Source organism: Chitinophaga flava (assembly GCF_003308995.1).
GTDB classification, from domain to species: domain Bacteria; phylum Bacteroidota; class Bacteroidia; order Chitinophagales; family Chitinophagaceae; genus Chitinophaga; species Chitinophaga flava.
This window is the reverse complement of record NZ_QFFJ01000001.1, coordinates 1,689,696-1,710,297: the sequence shown is the minus strand read 5'-3', so window position 1 is coordinate 1,710,297 and position 20,602 is coordinate 1,689,696. Positions and strand designations below refer to the sequence as shown.

Genomic DNA, 20,602 nt, shown 5'->3' with positions numbered 1-20,602 from the left:
AACTGACAGCTATGTCCAACCAAACAGCAACAATGAATATACCTTCCAAAAAGGCAGGTTACGCCCAGGCAATGGCCATTATTGGCATTTTGTTTTTCGTGTTCGGGTTTGTTACCTGGCTCAATGGAACGTTGATCCAGTTTTTCCAGATAGTGTGTGAGTTGAACGTGTCGCAGGCGCTGCTGGTAACCATGGCCTTTTTTATGGCTTACTTCTTTTTATCGATTCCATCTTCTATGATCCTCAATAAAACGGGGTTCAAAAATGGGATGGTCCTGGGGCTTGTGATTATCGCAGTGGGTTCCCTGGTATTTATTCCCGCTGCTAATGCACGCAGTTTTGGTATGTTCCTGACAGGCCTGTTTATTCAGGGTGCCGGATTAGCCTTGCTGCAAACGGCTTCCAACCCGTATGCCAGCATCATCGGACCTAAGGAAAGCGCTGCCAAACGTATCAGTATTCTGGGTATCTGTAACAAAACAGCCGGTGCTCTGGCACCGCTGGTTCTCGGTTCTATTGTACTGAAAGGTGCAGAAAAACTGGAAGCTGACATAGCTGCCACCGTAGATACAGCACAGAAAAATGCACTGCTCGACAGTCTGGCTTCCCGCGTAATCGGGCCTTATGTAGCGATGGCTATCGTGCTCGTTATTCTGGCATTCCTGCTGAAACGCTCTGCCCTGCCGGAAATAGATACTAACACAGAAGATGAAACAACTGCAGCTGCTACCAACGGAAAAACCAACGTATTCCAGTTCCCGCAACTGGTGCTGGGTGTAATCTGCATCTTCGTATATGTAGGAGTAGAGGTAATGGCCGGTGACGTGATCGGTCAGTATGGTAAAGCACTGGGTATGAGTTTAAAGGATACCAGATATTTCACCACCTTCACCCTGATGGCCATGCTGGCAGGTTATGTGATCGGTATCGCTACCATTCCTAAATATATCACCGGTAAAAAAGGTTTGCAGATCTCTGCTGTACTGGGCGTGCTGTTTACCATCGCTGCCTACTTCAATACCGGTTATTCTGCAGTGACTTTCATCGCCCTGCTCGGATTGGCTAACGCGCTGATGTGGCCTGCCATCTTCCCGATGGCTATCGATGGCCTGGGCCGTTTCACCAAAATCGGTTCCGCCCTGCTCGTAATGGGAATCGCCGGTGGTGGCGTTATTCCACAGATATATAGTGGTATGTTCGACCAGCACAGCATATTCAATTTCCTATACAGCAGCAGCATCGACTTCAAACATGCTTTCCTGTATTGCATGGTGCCTTGTTATCTCTACATCCTGTTTTATTCACTGGCAGGAGATAAGATCGGCAAAAAAGCATAAGGATTTTTTGATATAAGGATTTACAGTTTAGATATTTAAAAATGCAGCGATGATGACCGTTAAGGTCTTCGCTGCATTTTTTTTTAAATATCAGTATCAAAAATCCCTGAATCGTAAATGTTTTTATATTATTTTAGGCGTAAAATTTACGTTTAATATCTTTTGAATGATACAGCAAACAAGGGAGAAATTCATCACGTTATTTGGAAAAGAGCCACTGATAGTAGTATCCCCCGGAAGAATTAACCTCATTGGTGAACATACTGACTACAACGACGGTTTTGTACTGCCCGCCGCTATCGATAAAAAAATCGTTTATGCCGTAGCGTTAAACAATACCAGGAAATGTAATGTACATGCGGTTTTCACCAATGAAACCGTTTCCTTTGATCTGGAGCATGTAGTACCTACTCCCGGATGGATCAACTACCTGATGGGTGTGGTATATCAGCTGCAGCAGGGCAATTACCCCGTTGAAGGCTTCGACTGTGTGATCGCTGGTGATATCCCGGTAGGTGCAGGCTTGTCTTCTTCCGCAGCGGTAGAAGGTGGGCTGGTAGCAGCACTGGACCATATCTTCCGGTACGGCATGAGCCGCATGGAAATGGCGCTGTTGGGCCAGCGTGCTGAACATTCTTTTCCCGGCGTGAAATGTGGTATCATGGATCAGTTTGCCAACCTGCATGGCAAAAAAGATCAGGTGGTACGCCTGGACTGCCGCAGTCTGGAGTATGAGTATTTCCCATTCGATTTTCCTGATTATCGTATTGTGCTGTGTAACTCTATGGTGCACCATTCTCTGGCCAGCTCAGAATATAATGTGCGCCGCCATCAATGTGAAGAAGGTGTGAAAGCCATACAGGTACTGCATCCGGAGGTGAAATCCTTACGTGATGCTACCCTTCCCATGCTGGAAGCGGTACGTACGCAGTTGCCTGCCAAAGTATATGATCGCTGTAAATATGTGATAGAAGAGATCCAACGCGTACAGGATGCAACCACACTGTTGAAAGCAGGAGATCTGAAAACCTTCGGTCAACTGATGTACGCCACCCATGAAGGACTTAGCAGCCTCTATGAAGTGAGCTGCCCTGAACTGGACTTCCTCGTATCACTGGCCAAAGAGCGGGAAGAAGTGACTGGTGCCCGCGTAATGGGAGGTGGCTTCGGCGGCTGTACCATCAACCTGGTAAGGCAAGATAAAGTGGAAGAGTTCCGCTCTTTTGTGACAGACCGTTATCAGCAGCAGTATGGTAAAGCACCGGAAATATATGTGACGACCATTCAAAACGGGACTGTGATAAATACTGATACCGCTGATTTTCCTGATGAGCGAAGATAAAAGTGGAGATAAGTGTGGATTGATTTTTTGCTAATCAATATTTATAAGAGATAAAAGAGAAGCCCGCATTGATTTTATATCAATGCGGGCTTCTCTTTTATCTTCGCTATGATCTCCGTTTATCAGGAGCATCAGCGGTATCAGTATTTATCACCGTTAGTATTGGTCGTCCAGGCCGAAGATTGGTTTTCTGTTCATCCAGCGACCGCGGGTGAAGTCGGGGATGTACTGAACGCCGCCGCCTTCGAGGATAGACTGTTCACTCAGCGGAGTGATAGCATACCAGGTGGCCATATCGTAAACGTCGAGCTGATAAGGAGCGCCACGTTTGATACTTTCCACGAAGGAGTTGAGTACGTACCAGTCCATACCGCCGTGGCCTGCGCCTTTGGCGTCGTTGGCATAACGTTTCCACAGCGGGTGGTCGTATTTACCGAAGTAGCTGTTGGCATCTTCTGGTTTGCCAGTATTTTCCCACTGATCATGCGGGCTTTTCTTTTCAATATATACGGAGTCCTGATCATCCATCCACAGGCCGTTGGTACCTTGAACGCGGAAGTTCAGGGAGTAGGGGCGTGGTGAGTTGGTGTCGTGGGACAGCATGATGGTTTCGCCGTTGTTGGTGGTGATCAGGGAAGAAACGATATCACCCAGTTTGAATTTTACTTTGGCGTTTGGATGATTTTCGTTGCTGTTGTCAACGATATATTTATGCAGACCGCGTGCTTTGGTGGCCACAGAAGAGATGGTCAGGAGGCGGTTGCCGCGGTTCATGTTGATCACGTTGCCGATAGGGCCGAGGCCATGGGAAGGGTAGAGGTCAGCATTGCGGTAAACGGAGTGGTTGGTTCTCCATTTAGCTTCAGAGAGTGCGTTATCGCCGAACTCCACGCCACCGCCGTAATATTGTTTGCCGTCGTTGAATTTAACCGGACGCAGATCGTGCTGGTATCCGCCCTGCAGGTGGGTGATTTCACCGAAGAGGCCCTGGCGTACCATGTTGAGTACTGCCATCACATCTCTGCGGTAACATACGTTTTCCATACCAAATACAGGTATGCCGGTAGCTTCGCTGGTGTTAACCAGTTCCCAGCATTCCTGGATATCAGAGGCACCGCATACTTCTACTGCAGGGGTTTTGCCGGCTTTCATGGCAGCAACGGCCATGATGGTATGCCATTCCCAGGGAGTAGCGATGATCACCGCATCGATGTCATCTCTTTTCAGCATGTTACGGAAATCATCCGGACCATTGGTGTATTCAGCCACTTTCTTTTTGCCGCCATATACTTTGGTGATCATATCTCTTGCCTTAGGCACGGTAAACGCAGTATCAGGATCAGCGAAAGCTACCACCTCTACGTCTTCCCTGTGGAGGCAGAGGCTGAGGTGACCCAGACCGCGGGCGCCTACGCCGATAAGGCCAATTCTTACTTTGGGTTTCTTTTCGTTGGCAAATAGTTTTGCAGAGGAGCCGAGCATAGAGAGTCCTATACCTGCGGCCGCCGTGTTTTTGAGAAAACTTCTGCGATGCAGTGGTTGTTTATTCATTGTTCAGTTTTTAATAGCGTATAAAAGAATACGTTGGAGGGACTAAATTTATAAATTTTGTGTCGTGTAAACCAACAGCCTGTCCCATTTTCTTACATTTTTGTGATAAACGGCAGAAAGTGCAAGCAGTTGCAGGTTAATATTCAATTAAGAAAGGAGAATAGCGGATCAGCTCCGGGTGAGAAGGATGATTATCTTCGCTGACATTAAATCGCGTGAAGGCATTGAGAAGATCAGTTATCCGTAATTTATCCAGTGAAATGAAAAAGACCAATTTAGTATTAGCCGGTTTGCTGACCTGCAGTATGGCCATGGCACAGAAAATACAGCCCTATGGCGCGTTGCCGTCCAAAGCGCAGGTAGCCTGGAATGACATGGAATATTACATGTTCATCCACTTTGGCCCCAACACCTTTACCAACAAGGAATGGGGACATGGGGATGAAGATCCGAAAGTATTTAATCCTACCCGCCTCGATGCCCGTCAATGGGCCCGTACCGCCAAATTGGCCGGTATGAAAGGAATTGTGATCACAGCCAAACACCACGACGGTTTTTGTTTGTGGCCCAGCAAATACAGCACCCACACCGTTAGGGAAAGTGCCTGGAAAAATGGTAAGGGTGATGTGCTCGCAGAATTGTCTGCTGCCTGTAAGGAATACGGGCTGAAGTTTGGCGTATATCTCTCTCCGTGGGATCGTAACCATCCGGAGTATGGCACCGCCAATTACAACCAGGTATTTGCCAACACCTTAAATGAGGTGCTCTCCAGCTACGGCCCCGTTTTCGAACAGTGGTTCGACGGCGCCAATGGCGGTAATGTCAAACAACCTTATGACTGGGACCTGTTCCACAAAGTGGTATATAAAAACCAGCCCAACGCCGTGATCTTCAGCGACGTGGGCCCTGGCTGCCGCTGGGTAGGCAATGAAAACGGCATCGCCGGCACTACCAACTGGAGCACGCTCAACGTAAAAGGTTTCTCACCAGGCCTTGGTGGCCCTCCCACCAAATCCCTCAACGAAGGCAATGAAGAAGGCGAAAAATGGGTGCCCGCAGAATGCGACGTATCTATCCGCCCGGGATGGTTCTACAGCCCTGAAACAGATGACAAAGTGAAATCCGTTAACACACTGCTGGATATTTACTACGGTTCCGTAGGCCGCAACGGCAACCTGATCCTCAACGTGCCCATCGACCGTGAAGGATTAATCCATCCCAACGACTCCACCCGTCTGATGGAACTCCGCAAAGTGCTGGACGCTTCCTTTAAAAATAACCTGGCTAAAAAAGCGGTAGTAACGGCAACGGATACACGTAAAAATACCGCAGAGGTTAAAGTGGCTCATCTGACAGATGGCAACAACAGTACTTACTGGGCTACCGCCAATAACGTCACCAAAACCACCATCAAACTGTCTTTCCCGAAACCAGTTACCTTTAACCGTTTGGTGCTGCAGGAATACATCGCTCTCGGTCAGCGTGTCGAAGCTTTCAGCGTAGACATCCTCGAGAACGGTAAGCGAAAAGAGATCGCGCGTGAAACCACTATAGGACACAAACGTATCCTGCGCCTGCCGGACTATACCACTACTGAGGTATATATTAATATAACAGATGCCAAAGCTTGTCCGGTGATCAGTGAAGTGCAGTTGTACGAAGCGCCCGGTATGCTGGCCACACCCGAGATCCACCGCAGTAAGGACGGACAGGTGACCATCACCGCGGCCTCTGCTGATCCGGAAATACATTATACTACAGATGGCACCACACCAGCACTGAATGCTCCGCTGTATGTTCCGAAAACACAGATCAGCCTGCCCGGTGGCGGCGTGGTGAAAGCCAGAGCATTCCTGAGAAAAACGAACGCAGCCAGTCCGGAAGTGACAGCTGACTTTGACGTGGCGCCGGCCAAATGGCAGGTGACGGCTCCGGCTGGCAATGCAGACGCAGCCAAAGCTATAGACGGCAATACAACTACTGTATGGGTGTCTGAGAAGATTGCCCAATATCCGCATCAGCTGGAAGTAGACCTCGGTGAAACCCTGACGCTGAAAGGGTTTACCTACACACCTACTACCAACGATCACATCGGTGGAGTGATATATGGTTACGCTTTTTATACCAGTGCAGATGGAAAAAACTGGGGACAGCCTGCAGCCACAGGCAGTTTCGCCAATATCAAAAATAACCCGGTTCCACAGAAGGTGAGCTTTGCACCGGTAGCGGCCAGGTTTGTCCGCCTGGTGGCACTTACTCCTGCTACAGAAAAAGAGAGCCGGGCAAGTATTGCAGAGCTGAGTGTGATCACCAGATAATAGATAATTCTTTAAAGTATAAGGCGGCTGGCCCCTGACAAGTTGGGCGCAGCCGCCTTTTTGTTAACGGTTTGAAAAAAAACTATAACTTCCAAAAAAAATTCGATTGATTAAAAAGATATTGTTATAACTTTGCGGATAATCTAAACTAAAGACAATATTTATAACAATTTAACGCTGAACTGAAGTTGGAAAAAAACGCAACTCATACCAACATCTCCGCATATCATCCCGCTTTACAGAAAGGGGTATATTCTGTTGGGTTCAATGTCTTTAGATTCCTTTCCCGACGACCCAGGATTTGATAGCGCTTGTCATATAACAACCGCTATCGCGCCAGGACTCCCATTCCTGGTGATGTTCCAGTAATGGAAGTCTTCAATGTAGTTTATTGGTTCACGATTTCAATTTTAAAAGTTGGAAAATCAGCATATCATCGTTAGGGTAGCTACACCTGACGATATTCACTATTCAAAGACCATCACTGATGAGATGGAAGCGTCTGCAAAAGCGCGTGGAACTGGTATTGCCAAACGTTCCCCGTCATATGTAGAGCTTAAAATGCAGGAGGGCAAAGCTGTAATTGCAGTGACCGACAACGGTGACTGGGTGGGCTTTTGTTATATAGAAGCCTGGGGACATGGAAAATTTGTAGCCAATTCCGGGTTGATCGTGAATCCTGCTTTCCGTGGGCATGGCGTAGCCAAAGCCATCAAAAAGAAAATTTTTGAACTGTCACGCGAAAAGTACCCCGAGTCTAAAATCTTCGGTCTTACTACAGGACTGGCCGTTATGAAAATCAACTCCGAACTGGGATATGAACCGGTTACCTATTCTGAGCTGACAGATGATGAAGAGTTCTGGAAAGGTTGCCGTAGCTGTATCAATTTTGATATTCTCACCAGCAAACAACGGAAGAACTGTCTCTGTACTGCTATGCTCTACGATCCCGCTGAAAAACTGAAAGAAGCGGAAGAGCGTGCTATGGCTGATGCCAAAGCGAAAATGGAAGCACCTGTTAACCAGCTCTCCGTAACGCCTGAAGGTCAGATTCTTCAGGAGAAAAAACGTCGTGGATTTAAAGGAAACATAAAGCTGTACGATCGCTGGTTAAGATTTAAAAGATTTGTTTTGCTGAACAGCAAAAAAGAAGGTGGCGCTACCGGAACAAGGAAAAAATTCTTCCTGTTCTAACCACTATATAACTGTCTGAAATATTTGTTCTGGAAATAAAAAAATGATGTCGTAAAATGAAAAAAGTAGTACTGGGATTCAGCGGAGGACTTGATACTTCCTATTGCGTTAAATATCTGACCAACGAAAAAGGATATGAAGTTCATTCGGTGATTGTAAACACTGGTGGTTTTTCGGATGAAGAACTGCAGGAAATAGAGAAACGTGCTTATAACCTGGGCGTTAAGAGTCACAAGACTGTTAATGCGGTCCGATCCTACTACGATGGCGTTATTAAATACCTGATCTTCGGTAATGTACTGAAAAATAATACCTATCCGCTGAGCGTAAGTGCTGAGCGTATGAGCCAGGCGCTTGCCATCGCGGAATATGTAAAAGAAGTGGGTGCAGACGCCGTAGCACACGGCAGCACCGGTGCTGGCAACGACCAGGTTCGTTTTGACATGGTGTTTCATATCATGATCCCGAATGTGGAGATCATCACGCCTATCCGCGATATGAAACTGAGCCGTGAAGAAGAGATTGCCTACCTGCGTTCCAAAGGTGTAGAAGTGAACTTCGAAAAGGCTATGTACTCTATCAACAAAGGCCTTTGGGGTACTTCCGTAGGTGGTAAGGAAACACTGACCTCCAACGGTATGCTGCCGGAAGAAGCCTGGCCTACACAGTTGACCAAACAAGGAGAAGAACAAGTGAAACTGACTTTTGAAAAAGGTGAACTGATTGGTATCAACGACCAGAAATTCGCGCATCCTACAGAAGCGATTCAATATTTACAAACGATTGCCGGTCCGTTTGCTATCGGCCGTGATATTCACGTTGGCGATACCATCATCGGTATCAAAGGCCGTGTAGGTTTTGAAGCCGCGGCTCCGATGGTGATCATCAAAGCACACCACGCCCTCGAAAAACATGTGCTCACCAAATGGCAGCTGACCTGGAAAGACCAGCTGGCACAGTTCTATGGCAACTGGATGCACGAAGGTCAGATCATGGACCCTGTAATGCGTGATATCGAAGCTTTCCTGCAACATACGCAGGAAAACGTTTCCGGTGAAGTATTTGTAACCCTGATGCCTTACCGCTTCCAGGTGACCGGTATCCAGTCTCCGTACGATCTGATGAGCAGCAAGTTTGGTAAATACGGTGAGATGAACAGCGGCTGGAGCGGTGATGATGTAAGAGGCTTCAGCAAAATCTTCGGTAACCAGACTATGATCTGGCATCAGGTTAAACAATCTATCTAAACAAGTATTCACGACATGGCAAATGATAAAAAGATAAGGGCTGGAATCGTTGGAGGGGCTGGCTATACCGGCGGAGAGATGATCCGGCTTTTATTAAACCATCCGGATGTGTCTATTTCGTTTGTGCACAGCCGTAGTAACGCAGGCAATCCTTTGTATGCAGTACATGCCGACCTACTGGGTGAAACTGAGCGCTCTTTCACCGCTGAACTGAGCAATGATATTGATGTGATGTTCCTGTGTCTGGGGCATGGTGAATCCAGAAAATTCCTGGAAGCAACACCAGTGGCTCCGCATGTGAAAATAATTGATCTGAGCCAGGATTTTCGTTTAGGCGAAAGCGTTGGCGAAAGGGAGTTCGTATACGGACTACCGGAGCTGCAGCGGGAGAAAATCAAAACGGCCAGCAATATCGCTAACCCCGGTTGTTTTGCTACTGCTATCCAGTTAGGTATTCTGCCGCTGGCCAAAGCAGGTCTGCTGAAAGAAGTACATACCACCGGCATCACTGGTTCCACCGGCGCTGGTCAAAGCTTGCAGGCTACTTCGCATTTTACCTGGAGAGCCAACAACATGTCAACCTACAAAGTACTCAACCACCAGCATCTGAAGGAAATCCGACGAAGCCTGCAGCAGCTGCAGCCTGGCTTTGCAGAGGAGGTGAACTTTGTTCCGGTACGCGGCGATTTCCCCAGAGGTATCTGGGTAACGTCTTACCTGCAAAGCGACCTGACACTGGAGGCAGCAGTACAGCTGTACAAAGACTTCTACGCCGGTCATCCTTTTACGCATGTCAGTGACAAACAGATAGACCTGAAGCAGGTAGTCAATACCAACAAGGTGTTGATACAACTGGAGAAAGTGGGCAACAAACTGGTGATTCACTCTATCGAGGACAATCTGCTGAAAGGCGCTTCCGGTCAGGCTGTGCAGAATATGAACATCATGTGCGGACTGGATGAAACGGCCGGACTTAAACTGAAGTCCATCGTGTTCTAATCGTTTTGATCATTTTCAATTTTACATCACATCATGAAACTTTTCGACGTTTATCCCGTAAACGACATCATCATAGATAAAGCTGCCGGTTCCAACGTATGGGACGATAAAGGCAACGAATACCTGGATCTGTACGGTGGTCATGCCGTAATCTCTATTGGTCATACCCATCCGCATTATGTAAAACGTTTGACAGACCAGCTGCATAAAGTAGGCTTCTATTCCAACTCTGTGAAGATGCCTTTGCAGGAAGAGCTGGCAGCTCTCCTGGGCAAGGTTTCCGGTAAAACGGACTATCAGCTGTTTTTGTGCAACTCCGGTGCGGAAGCTAATGAAAACGCACTGAAACTGGCTTCTTTCTACAATGGTAAAAAGAAAGTAATCGCTTTCCGCAAATCCTTCCACGGCAGAACTTCTCTGGCGGTAGCAGCTACCGACAATCCGAAGATTGTAGCGCCGGTGAATGAAACCGAAAACATCGTGTTTCTGCCATGGGAAGATGAAGCTGCGCTGGAAGAGGCTTTCAAACAACATGAAGTATCTTCTGTTATTATAGAGGGTATACAGGGAGTAGGTGGTATCAATGTGGCCAGCGAATCCTTCCTCCGCAAGATCCGGACTTTGTGTGATGCGCACAACGCCGTATTCATCGCGGATTCCGTGCAATGCGGTTATGGCAGGAGCGGTAAATTTTTCTCCCATGATTTTGCGGGTGTAGATGCTGACATCTATTCTATGGCAAAAGGTATGGGTAATGGTTTCCCGATAGGTGGCATTATCATCTCCCCTAAATTCAAACCGGTATACGGTATGCTGGGCACCACCTTTGGTGGTAACCACCTGGCTTGTGCAGCAGCACTGGCGGTGCTGGAAGTAATCGAAAGCGAAAAGCTGCTCGACAACGCTGCTACTGTAGGTAACTACCTGATGACAGAACTGAAAAAATTCTCTCAGGTAAAAGAAGTAAGAGGTCGTGGGCTCATGATCGGTATCGAGATGCCGGAGGAGCTGGCTCATGTAAGGAAAAACCTGCTGGGCGTACACAAAATCTTCACCGGTGAAGCGAAACCCAATGTAATCAGGTTGCTGCCATCTCTGGCACTGACCCAGGCACATGCAGATCAGTTTTTGGAAGCGTTTAGAAAAGAAGTCAAATAGCAATAATGAAGCAATTTATTTCAACAGCAGATGTTCCCAGTGTCCCGCGTTTGGTGGACATTGCCATGAACTACAAGAAAGATCCTTTCAGGGATAAGGAATTAGGAAAGAACAAAACGTTAGGAATGATTTTCCTGAATCCCAGTTTGCGAACACGATTAAGTACACAGGTAGCTGCTAAAAACCTGGGTATGGATGCTGTAGTGTTTAACATCGACAAGGAAGGATGGGCGCTGGAAATGAATGATGGCGTAGTGATGAATGGCAATACCACCGAGCACGTTAAAGAAGCTGCGGCTGTTATGGGGCAGTATTTTGACATTCTGGCCATCCGTACATTCCCCGGGTTGAAAAATAAAGAAGAAGATTATACCGAGAAATATATCAACCAGTTCATTAAATATGCCGGCGTACCGGTAGTGAGCCTGGAAAGCGCCACTCTGCATCCTTTGCAGAGCCTTACCGATGTGATCACCATCCGTGAAAACTGGCAACAGGCCCGCAAACCTAAAGTGGTGATGACCTGGGCTCCGCATGTGAAAGCATTGCCACAGGCGGTTCCCAACTCTTTCGCCCAGTGGATGAATGCCTGGGGTGAAACAGATTTTGTGATCACTCATCCGGAAGGATATGAGCTGGATGAAAAATTCTCTGGTAACGCCCGTATTGAATACAATCAGGATAAAGCGTTGGAAGATGCTGACTTTGTATATGTGAAGAACTGGTCTTCGTATAAGGATTACGGTAAGATCACCTGCACAGACAGCAACTGGATGGTGACCAACGATAAACTTAAAAATACCAATGCTGCCAAGGTAATGCACTGTCTGCCGGTAAGAAGGAATGTGGTGATTGCAGATGAAGTACTGGACGGACCTAATTCCATCGTGATACAGGAAGCCGGCAACCGCGTATGGGCTGCACAGGCAGTATTGAGTGAAATATTGAAAGGATAATATGATTGATCTGTTTATTATAAAAGTAGGCGGAAACGTTATCGACAATCCGGTATTGTTGCAGGCTTTCCTCGAAAAGTTTGCAGCAATACCTGGTAAAAAGATACTGATACATGGTGGCGGTAAAATCGCCACCCGTATCGGCGATCAGCTGGGTATACAATCCAATTATGTAGATGGCAGACGTATCACGGATGCAGCTACCATCGATGTAGTAACGATGGTATACGGTGGTTTGGTAAACAAACAGCTGGTGGCCAAACTACAAGCTTACCACTGTAATGCTATCGGCCTCACCGGTGCTGATGCGAATATCATCCCTGCCACCAAAAGGCCTGTAAAGGAAATTGACTATGGTTTTGTAGGTGATGTAAAGCCGGAGATGCTGCAGGTAGCTCCGCTGAAAGCGTTGCTGGAAGCAGGTGTTACGCCGGTGTTTGCACCACTCACCCATGATGGCAATGGGCAGATGCTCAACACCAATGCAGACACTATTGCTGCTTCTCTGGCGATTGCATTGTCTGCCAGCTATCAGGTAAGGCTGATCTACTGCTTCGAAAAGAAAGGCGTATTACGCGATCCTTCTGATGATAATGCAGTGATCCATCTCATCAACAAAGAAATCTATCAGCAACTGCTGGAAGAAAAAATACTCACGGACGGCATACTGCCCAAGTTGCAAAACGCCTTCTCCGCCATCGAAAATGGTGTGAAAGAAGTGCTGATAGGACACGCAGACGACGTGCTGAGCAACACAACCGATACGGTGGCAGGCACCTTAATATGCTAATCTATGTGGAACGAAAAATTATACGACGTGGCCGTGGCGCTGTTGAAACAGCTCATCGCCACGCCTTCCATCAGCCGGGAAGAAGACGGCACCGCACAAGTGATCAGTGACTTCCTGACCACCATGGACATACCGCATGAGCGGCATCTCAACAATATCTGGGCCTACAACAAACACTTCGATCCGGCCAAACGTAATATACTCCTCAACTCCCATCACGATACTGTAAAGCCCAATCCACAATACACCCGCGACCCTTTCAGTCCGGATGTGGAAGACGGCAAACTCTTTGGCCTCGGCAGCAATGATGCCGGCGGTTGCCTCGTCAGCCTCATCGCCACCTTCCTGCACTTTTATCATCGTACAGACCTGGCATACAACATCATCCTCTCTGCCACTGCTGAAGAGGAAATCAGCGGCGCTAACGGCGTAGAGAGCATCCTCTCTCAACTGCCCGCCATCGATTTTGCGATCGTAGGCGAGCCTACCCAGACACAACTGGCCATCGCAGAAAAAGGGCTGATGGTGCTGGACTGCACCAGCTATGGTAAAGCAGGCCACGCTGCCAGAGAAGAAGGCGAGAACGCGCTGTACAAGGCATTGCCTGACCTCAACTGGTTCCGCGATTACCGTTACCCTAAAGTGTCTGACACCCTGGGTCCGGTGAAGATGAGCGTTACCGTGATACAGACGTCCAACAAAGCACACAACGTAGTGCCGGCAGACTGCAGCTTTGTAGTAGACGTACGCGCTACCGACCAGTACACACTGGAAGAACTGCTGGAGATCATCAAGGCCAACGTGAGCTGCGAAGTAAAACCACGTTCCATGCGTATGCGTCCTTCCTTCATCCCGATGGACCATCCGTTTGTTCTGGCCGGCATCTCCGTAGGAAAAACCTGTTATGGTTCTCCTACCACTTCAGACCAGGCGCTGATACCCGCCACCTCCGTGAAAATGGGCCCTGGCGATTCTGCCCGTTCACATACAGCAGATGAATATATCTACCTGGAAGAGATCCGTGATGGTATCGGTAGTTATATACAGTTGCTTGAAATGATACAGTAGTTTAATCACATAAAGGCACTTGCATTTTTCCTTTGTGAGCAAAAATAATTTTATGAAACTGTGGCAAAAAGATAAAGCATCCCTGGATGCTGTTGAGAAATTCACGGTAGGAAAAGACCGTGAAATGGACGCTTTCCTGGCACCGTTTGACGTGCTGGGCTCTATGGCCCACATTACCATGCTGCAAAGCATTGGCCTGCTGGAAGCAGAAGAGCTGACTGTTTTAAAGCAGGAACTGAAGAACATATACAAAGACATACAGGATGGTAATTTTGTGTTGGAAGACGGTGTAGAAGATATTCACTCTCAGGTGGAACTGCTGCTCACCCGCCGCCTGGGCGAAGTAGGCAAAAAGATTCATAGTGGCCGCTCGCGCAATGATCAGGTTTTAGTAGACCTGAAACTCTTCCTGCGTCACGAACTGGAGACAATGGTCAGCTCCGTGAAAGCGCTGTTTGATCTGCTGCAACAGAAAAGCGAACAATACAAAAACCATCTGATCCCTGGTTATACACATCTGCAGATTGCTATGCCTTCTTCTTTCGGGCTGTGGTTTGGTGCTTATGCAGAAAGCCTGGTAGACGACCTCACCATGTTGCAGGGCGCTTACCGGGTGGTGAATAAAAACCCGCTGGGCTCTGCTGCCGGCTATGGTTCTTCGTTCCCCCTTGACCGTGAGATGACCACTCGTCTGCTTGGTTTCGATTCACTCAACTACAACGTCGTATACGCTCAGATGGGCCGCGGTAAAACGGAAAAGATCGTTGCCTTTGCATTGGCCGGCATTGCTGCCACCATCGCCAAAATGGCCATGGACGCCTGTTTGTTTATGAACCAGAACTTCGGCTTCATCGGTTTCCCGGATGAACTGACTACCGGTTCCAGCATCATGCCGCATAAAAAGAACCCGGACGTATGGGAACTGATCCGCTCTCATGGCAATAAAATACAGGCACTGCCCAACGAAATCGCCATGATGATCACCAACCTGCCTTCCGGCTACCACCGCGACCTGCAGCTGTTGAAAGAAAACCTGTTCCCCGCCTTCCGGACACTGCGCGACTGCATAGACATGAGCCGCCTCATGTTGGAAAACATCCGCATCAAAGAGAACATCCTCGATGATGAAAAATACCAATATCTGTTCAGCGTAGAAGTGGTGAACAACCTGGTACTACAGGGTACTCCTTTCCGTGAAGCATACAAACAGGTAGGCATGGATATCGAACACGGAACCTTTGCACCGTCGAAAGAAGTGAACCATACCCACGCCGGTAGTATCGGTAACCTCTGCACCGAGCAGATCGCTGCCCAGATGGACCAGGTGATTAAAGGGTTTCCTTTTGAGGCTGTGGATAAGGCGATTCGGCAGCTGTTGAATAGTTAATTACTTTATCAAAATTGGTATACCAGAGCCCTTCGCATACAGCGAAGGGCTTTTTGTTTATATTGAGGTCAATAAATTAGAAATGGCAATTGTATTTCAAGGCCTAAGTACTTGTCCGTTATGTGAGGAGGTACTGGATGAACGTAACGCATATACGATGTTTCCTCCTCTTTGCGGCAACGCAAAAGAAGCCCTTTATATATTCAGCGATGCCGCTGTACATGTTGATTGTTTGCAGAAACATCCGCTGTGTGAAATGGCTTTATCTGCCAGGAATCAGATGGATGAACATCGTCCTTCTCCTGCATCTGTATGTCTGGTGGATGGTAAAATAATTACTGATCGCCACGATATTGTCTTTATTGGCCTGCTCACCTCTGATCCTTCTGAAGATCTGCACCGGTTTAATTTCTTAACATTGAACAGAAACAATATTGCCCACTGGGAAGACAGAGATGAATTTCTCACAGCTGTAAAACAGTTTAGCAGCGACGGCAAATGGGAGCAGGAAGGACCGTTTAATTATCTGGTATACATCATAAATGAACTTACATAGTTTCAATACTTATGCCTCATACTATTCAATCCGCTTCGGAAAAATATCAAAAATACCTGCTACAGATAATATTTAAAGGCCACACTTATTATACTGTTTCGGGCGCTGACTTGACTGACAATGATACGGATAAACTGCTGGTGGACCATCAGCAACAGCTCGTGCTGGCATTAACCATCAGTGATCTGATTACTACCATTGAATACGAAGAATATTTTGATAGTCACAGGCTGAGAAAATGGGCAAAAGTACTGAGTGATACCAGCAGCCATTATGCAACCTTTAATCTGGATGATTTGTTCATCGACAAGCTGGATGAAGATAATGATGAGCATCTGTTCTCTCTCTATGCGCTGTTAGGACTAATAAGAGATTACGCTTTGCAGGCAGATGATGAATACCTGATGCAACTGCTGGACAATCCAGCTATCATAGACCTGCTGGATGAATTGGCGGATTATTTCTGGTGGAAAGGGCAACGTAGTTTGCAGATAAAGGGAAATAAGGAATTGATTGGTGGTTTGATTAATCAGATGTACATCAGGATAAATGATAGAATCACTATTTTATATGCATGAATTGAAAAGTAATGTTCTAAGTGATTTTTTATTAATAAAATAATTAGAGCAATGGAAGAACAACCAAAAAAAATATTATCAGGCTGACTTAGAAGTTGTTTTGAAAGGGCTACATATTCATATGCAGGTAGGGAATGGACATATTCCAATTATTCGATGAAATTAAATTGCATATGATAACCGGTTATATTATTGCAAGACAGCCAATGTGTGATTTTAGCGACTAGATTTTATCGAGCTGGAAAAATAATGATGATACAGTGATATTGACAACCTACGCTTCTGTGCCAGACGATTGCAACGTTAAATCTGTAAAATACGCATTGAAAAAAGATACGCTTCAATCAATTGCGAAGAGTAGTATTTGTTTACCGACGAGGTTTTGATCCGTTAAAGGTTGCTTATAATAATTCGGGAGAATGAACTAGCGTTTAGTCTTATACGTTATAGAAAGGATAGTCAATATTGATGGGACTACCACTTATGTGTTATTTTGACCACAAGAATACTTTATTAAATTTACATTTTATCACAACCAGATTGTTATTGTTTTATACTTAGTGAGATTTGTTCGAGCATGTTAACTGTAGCAGGCATTGTGCCTTAACCCTTCCGTGACCAGACACTGATCAATAAGTACATCCCTAACCTGTGGCAAACTATGAAGTACTTTTTTCCCTTATCCTTATTGTTGTTGACAGTTGTTTATAAACTGGAGGCACAAACGCTGGCACCTCAGTTGTACCAGGTAATGCCACCTTCTCCTGACGCTACGGCCTTTCACCGACAGGGTAATATTCCGGTGACGTTGAATACAGGTATCCCCCAGATAAGTATTCCGATATTTAACTATGCAGGCATCAGTAATCAGCTGAAATGTAATATTGACTTGAGTTACCATGCAGGTGGAGTGAAGGTGGAAGATATTGCCTCCAAAACAGGTCTGGGTTGGTCTTTGAATATGGGTGGTGCTATCTCCAGGGTGGTTCGTGGAATACCGGATGACCAGCCGGGAGGGTACATGGACAACAGTATCAGCATACCAGTGGAGGCAAAGGGAAAGGAGTTGTTGCCTGGATTTGAGATTTACAGAGGCTTTTTTGAAAAAAGCAAGGATAGCGAAATGGATATCTTTAACTTCAGCTTTAATGGCCGGAGCGGTAAATTCTATATTGGGAAAGGAACGGGACCAGATAGGATTGTCGTAGAACCCTATCAGAAATTACAGGTCAGCTTTAATCAACTCAATGGTTATGATATTACCAGTTTTGTGATCACGGATGAAAACGGAGTAAAGTATGAGTTTGCAGCTCGGGAGAGCTCTGGAAGTATGGCTTTGAACGTAGATGGTCTTATACTTGGGTCAAATCTTTCTGGTACAACAAGCTGGTACCTTACAAAAATGATCTCTCCGTCAGGAAAGGATGAGATTAACTTCGAATACTCTTCCATGGGATATTCCTATAAGAGTGCAATTACAGATAATTATTACCTTAATTCAGGTATCCCTTCGGTGGTAAGCAGGAGTTATAACCAGGTGTCTGGCACTGCTGTTTATCCATCCCGTATTCTTTTGCCTGATGGTACTGACATTAAGTTTACCTATGATACAGGGAAACGGTTAGATGTTCCTGGAATGGAAACACTGAAAAAGATATGGATTAACAACCGCCGTGGATATGAACTGAATTACCAGTATACTGGTGGCCTGGAAAATGGAGATCCTTCTAGGAATAGCTATAGGCTGATGCTGGCTTCTGTACAGGAAATTACGGCTCAGGGGAATATGATGCCGCCTTATCAGTTTTCATATTATCCAGGTAATCTGCCTCCCAGAAACAGTTATGCTATTGATCACTGGGGATTCTATAACGGGGCTGTTAACAATGTTACAGCAATTCCTTCGTTAGATTTTTCTATAACTGGCAGAACCTATAATATTCCCGGTGGAAACCGGGAGGTCGATTCAAGCTCGTCGCTTATCGGTACGTTGAACAAGATAGTTTATCCTTCCGGAGGATTTACCACTTTTGAACACGAAAATAACAGGGCTTACATGTACAGAGGCGTGGAAAATGAAGTCCATAAATACTTGGACCAGAATGCCAGTCAATTCGGGGAAGTATTGCCGCTAGGTATCATTGGACTTCAGAATCAGCCGGTCCTTGAAATGAAACTCACTGATCCACAATTGTCTACCAATGTGGATGTGATCGAAACAACGTTTCCATATGCAGATTTTAAATTCAGATTATATAATCCAGCTGGGCAGGTGTTATATACTTCGGAAGCTTATACCTATCGGGAAATGGTGGAGTCATGGCATAATATTCCTAATATCACCAACGCCGTGGATGGTAGTTATATAAAAGTCTTCCTTAATGAAAATCAATTTCCATCATTAACGAATATCCTAAAAAACAGCAACGCCTATATCACTTTCTCTTGTCAATATAGATCTCTGATAGTATCAACTGAAATGGCAGTTGGTGGGTTACGGATTAAAAAGATAACTGATTATGATCCGGTGCATAATAAAACACAGTATCGGGAATTCAAATATCTGATGTCCAATAATGAAAGCTCCGGTATATTACCTGTTTACCCTCGATACGATTATATTATTGATAACCCATATGGGAGTACTTATTGGGCTGCCAGCTCAAATCGAAATTCGTCTCCTTATGCCAATCAGGATGGTATTATTTATTACAAACGTGTAGAGACAATTTTAGGAAATGGAGAGATGGGACGAATAATTTCTACTTTTGATCCTGCCCATCTCGTGGCAAGTGGTTCACCTACACCCGCCGACTATCCATATATGTACTGGGGGATTCCTTCCTGGTGTCTGGGAAATCTTAAGGAAGAAGAAATAAAGGATAAATCAGGTAGAACAGTTAGACATACCATCAACCAGTATAATGTTACCTTCAATACCCATAATGCTCCAAATTTCCGTTGCCTTTATATGGCCAGTCTGTCTATGGAAAATCCTTATGTTGGTGGGTATTATGCAAAATCCTATTCGCCTGTCTCTGGAATGATTGTTAAGACAGAAGAAAAGACGAAGGAGTATAGTTATGAAAATAATTCAGCCCCGTTACTTGAAACGGTACATCAATATGAATATGATCCATCCTTTTATCAACTGAAAACTGACAAAAATCTGTCGGATCCGAATAATGCAATCATCACCCGATATAAATACCCGAATGATTTTCCTGCTTCTCCAGTATATCAGGGAATGGTGGCTCGTAACATCATTGCACCAGCAGTTGAGCAAATAGAAGAGAGGAATGGCCAGTTGGTAAGAAAGGTTGAGTCTAGATATAAGGACTGGTTCAACAATGGTAAATTATATGCTCCTGAGTCTTTTTATGTTCAGGAAGGGGCCGGTGCTAATGAGCCTCGTATTCAATTTTACGGTTATGATGAACATCAGAATATATTAACACAGGCTAATGCCACTGATGCATTACAGTCTATTATATGGGATTACAACGGGCAATACCCAGTAGCTAAAGTACTGAATGCTGGTAGTGCTCATATCGCCTATACCAGCTTTGAATCAGATGGTTCTGGTAACTGGACCATCCCTTCCGCTGCACGGAATACCAGTGCGGCCTTTACCGGCAAAAAGTCATACGACCTTGGAAATGGTAACATTACAGCAGTTTTACCTGCAGGAAGTACTGCATCAAAAGTAATGTACTGGTCTGCAGGAGGTGCTGCTACAGTAAATGGTGGGACAGGCAAAGCGTTAGCCTCCCGTAATGGTTGGACCCTGTATGAACACCTTTTGCCTGCCGGCACGCAAAATGTAACTGTTTCAGGTAATGTGACGATCGATGAGTTACGTCTTCATCCGCAGACTGCGACTATGACCACTGCTACCTATGAGCCACAAACAGGAGTTACCAGTAGTACAGATGAGCGGAACAATATGGTGTATTATGAGTATGATAATTTTGGCCGTCTGCTGATGATCCGCGATCAGGATAAAAAAATCCTCAAGCAGTTCGATTACCAATATCAATCGCCTGTTCAATAGCCTCAAAAAATAACCAGTTGATTCACTGATTAAGCCTATTACTATGTTTCAGTATATAAAACCCTAT

At 45.9% G+C, this 20,602-nt stretch carries 15 protein-coding genes; 14 read left to right on the top strand and 1 reads right to left on the bottom strand.

Annotation, left to right across the window (positions count from 1 at the left end; genetic code table 11):
- Positions 1-11: 11 nt before the first annotated feature.
- Entirely contained in the window at positions 12-1,337 is a 1,326-nt protein-coding gene (locus DF182_RS06770) for a sugar MFS transporter (protein ID WP_113614893.1), read from the top strand.
- A gap of 166 nt (positions 1,338-1,503) precedes the next feature.
- Positions 1,504-2,679, top strand: coding sequence for a galactokinase (gene galK / locus DF182_RS06765; RefSeq protein ID WP_113614892.1), 1,176 nt, complete (start codon positions 1,504-1,506; stop codon positions 2,677-2,679).
- Between the two features lie 156 nt (positions 2,680-2,835).
- On the opposite strand, the gene DF182_RS06760 is transcribed toward galK, so the two are convergent.
- Positions 2,836-4,230, bottom strand: coding sequence for a Gfo/Idh/MocA family protein (locus tag DF182_RS06760; RefSeq protein WP_113614891.1), 1,395 nt, complete (start codon positions 4,228-4,230; stop codon positions 2,836-2,838).
- 260 nt (positions 4,231-4,490) lie between these two features.
- Between DF182_RS06760 and DF182_RS06755 the strand changes: the two genes are divergently transcribed.
- The 12 genes from DF182_RS06755 (at position 4,491) to DF182_RS06700 (ending at position 20,535) form a co-directional block, all read left to right on the top strand.
- A complete protein-coding gene (locus tag DF182_RS06755) occupies positions 4,491-6,548 on the top strand; it encodes an alpha-L-fucosidase (RefSeq protein ID WP_113614890.1) in 2,058 nt (685 codons plus the stop codon).
- 417 nt (positions 6,549-6,965) lie between these two features.
- The gene (locus tag DF182_RS06750; protein ID WP_113614889.1) at positions 6,966-7,742 is read left to right on the top strand and encodes a GNAT family N-acetyltransferase; all 777 of its coding nucleotides are present in this window, start codon (positions 6,966-6,968) and stop codon (positions 7,740-7,742) included.
- Between the two features lie 56 nt (positions 7,743-7,798).
- Positions 7,799-8,989, top strand: a complete 1,191-nt coding sequence (argG, locus tag DF182_RS06745; RefSeq protein ID WP_113614888.1) for an argininosuccinate synthase — start codon at positions 7,799-7,801, stop codon at positions 8,987-8,989.
- A gap of 15 nt (positions 8,990-9,004) precedes the next feature.
- Entirely contained in the window at positions 9,005-9,988 is a 984-nt protein-coding gene (gene argC / locus DF182_RS06740; protein WP_113614887.1) for an N-acetyl-gamma-glutamyl-phosphate reductase, read from the top strand.
- A gap of 33 nt (positions 9,989-10,021) precedes the next feature.
- A complete protein-coding gene (locus DF182_RS06735) occupies positions 10,022-11,146 on the top strand; it encodes an aspartate aminotransferase family protein (RefSeq protein ID WP_113614886.1) in 1,125 nt (374 codons plus the stop codon).
- A 5-nt stretch (positions 11,147-11,151) separates the two neighbouring features.
- Positions 11,152-12,102, top strand: a complete 951-nt coding sequence (locus DF182_RS06730) for an N-acetylornithine carbamoyltransferase (RefSeq protein WP_113614885.1) — start codon at positions 11,152-11,154, stop codon at positions 12,100-12,102.
- A 1-nt stretch (position 12,103) separates the two neighbouring features.
- Positions 12,104-12,892, top strand: a complete 789-nt coding sequence (gene argB, locus DF182_RS06725; protein ID WP_113614884.1) for an acetylglutamate kinase — start codon at positions 12,104-12,106, stop codon at positions 12,890-12,892.
- 3 nt (positions 12,893-12,895) lie between these two features.
- Positions 12,896-13,960, top strand: a complete 1,065-nt coding sequence (locus tag DF182_RS06720; protein ID WP_113614883.1) for a M20 family metallo-hydrolase — start codon at positions 12,896-12,898, stop codon at positions 13,958-13,960.
- A 52-nt stretch (positions 13,961-14,012) separates the two neighbouring features.
- Positions 14,013-15,347 carry an argininosuccinate lyase gene (gene argH, locus DF182_RS06715; RefSeq protein WP_113614882.1) on the top strand — a complete coding sequence of 445 codons (1,335 nt, stop codon included), beginning with the start codon at positions 14,013-14,015 and terminating at the stop codon, positions 15,345-15,347.
- Between the two features lie 82 nt (positions 15,348-15,429).
- The gene (locus DF182_RS06710) at positions 15,430-15,903 is read left to right on the top strand and encodes a hypothetical protein (RefSeq protein ID WP_113614881.1); all 474 of its coding nucleotides are present in this window, start codon (positions 15,430-15,432) and stop codon (positions 15,901-15,903) included.
- Positions 15,904-15,914: 11 nt separating this feature from the next.
- Positions 15,915-16,481 carry a hypothetical protein gene (locus tag DF182_RS06705; RefSeq protein ID WP_113614880.1) on the top strand — a complete coding sequence of 189 codons (567 nt, stop codon included), beginning with the start codon at positions 15,915-15,917 and terminating at the stop codon, positions 16,479-16,481.
- A gap of 910 nt (positions 16,482-17,391) precedes the next feature.
- A complete protein-coding gene (locus DF182_RS06700) occupies positions 17,392-20,535 on the top strand; it encodes a hypothetical protein (RefSeq protein WP_211327068.1) in 3,144 nt (1,047 codons plus the stop codon).
- Positions 20,536-20,602: the final 67 nt, after the last annotated feature.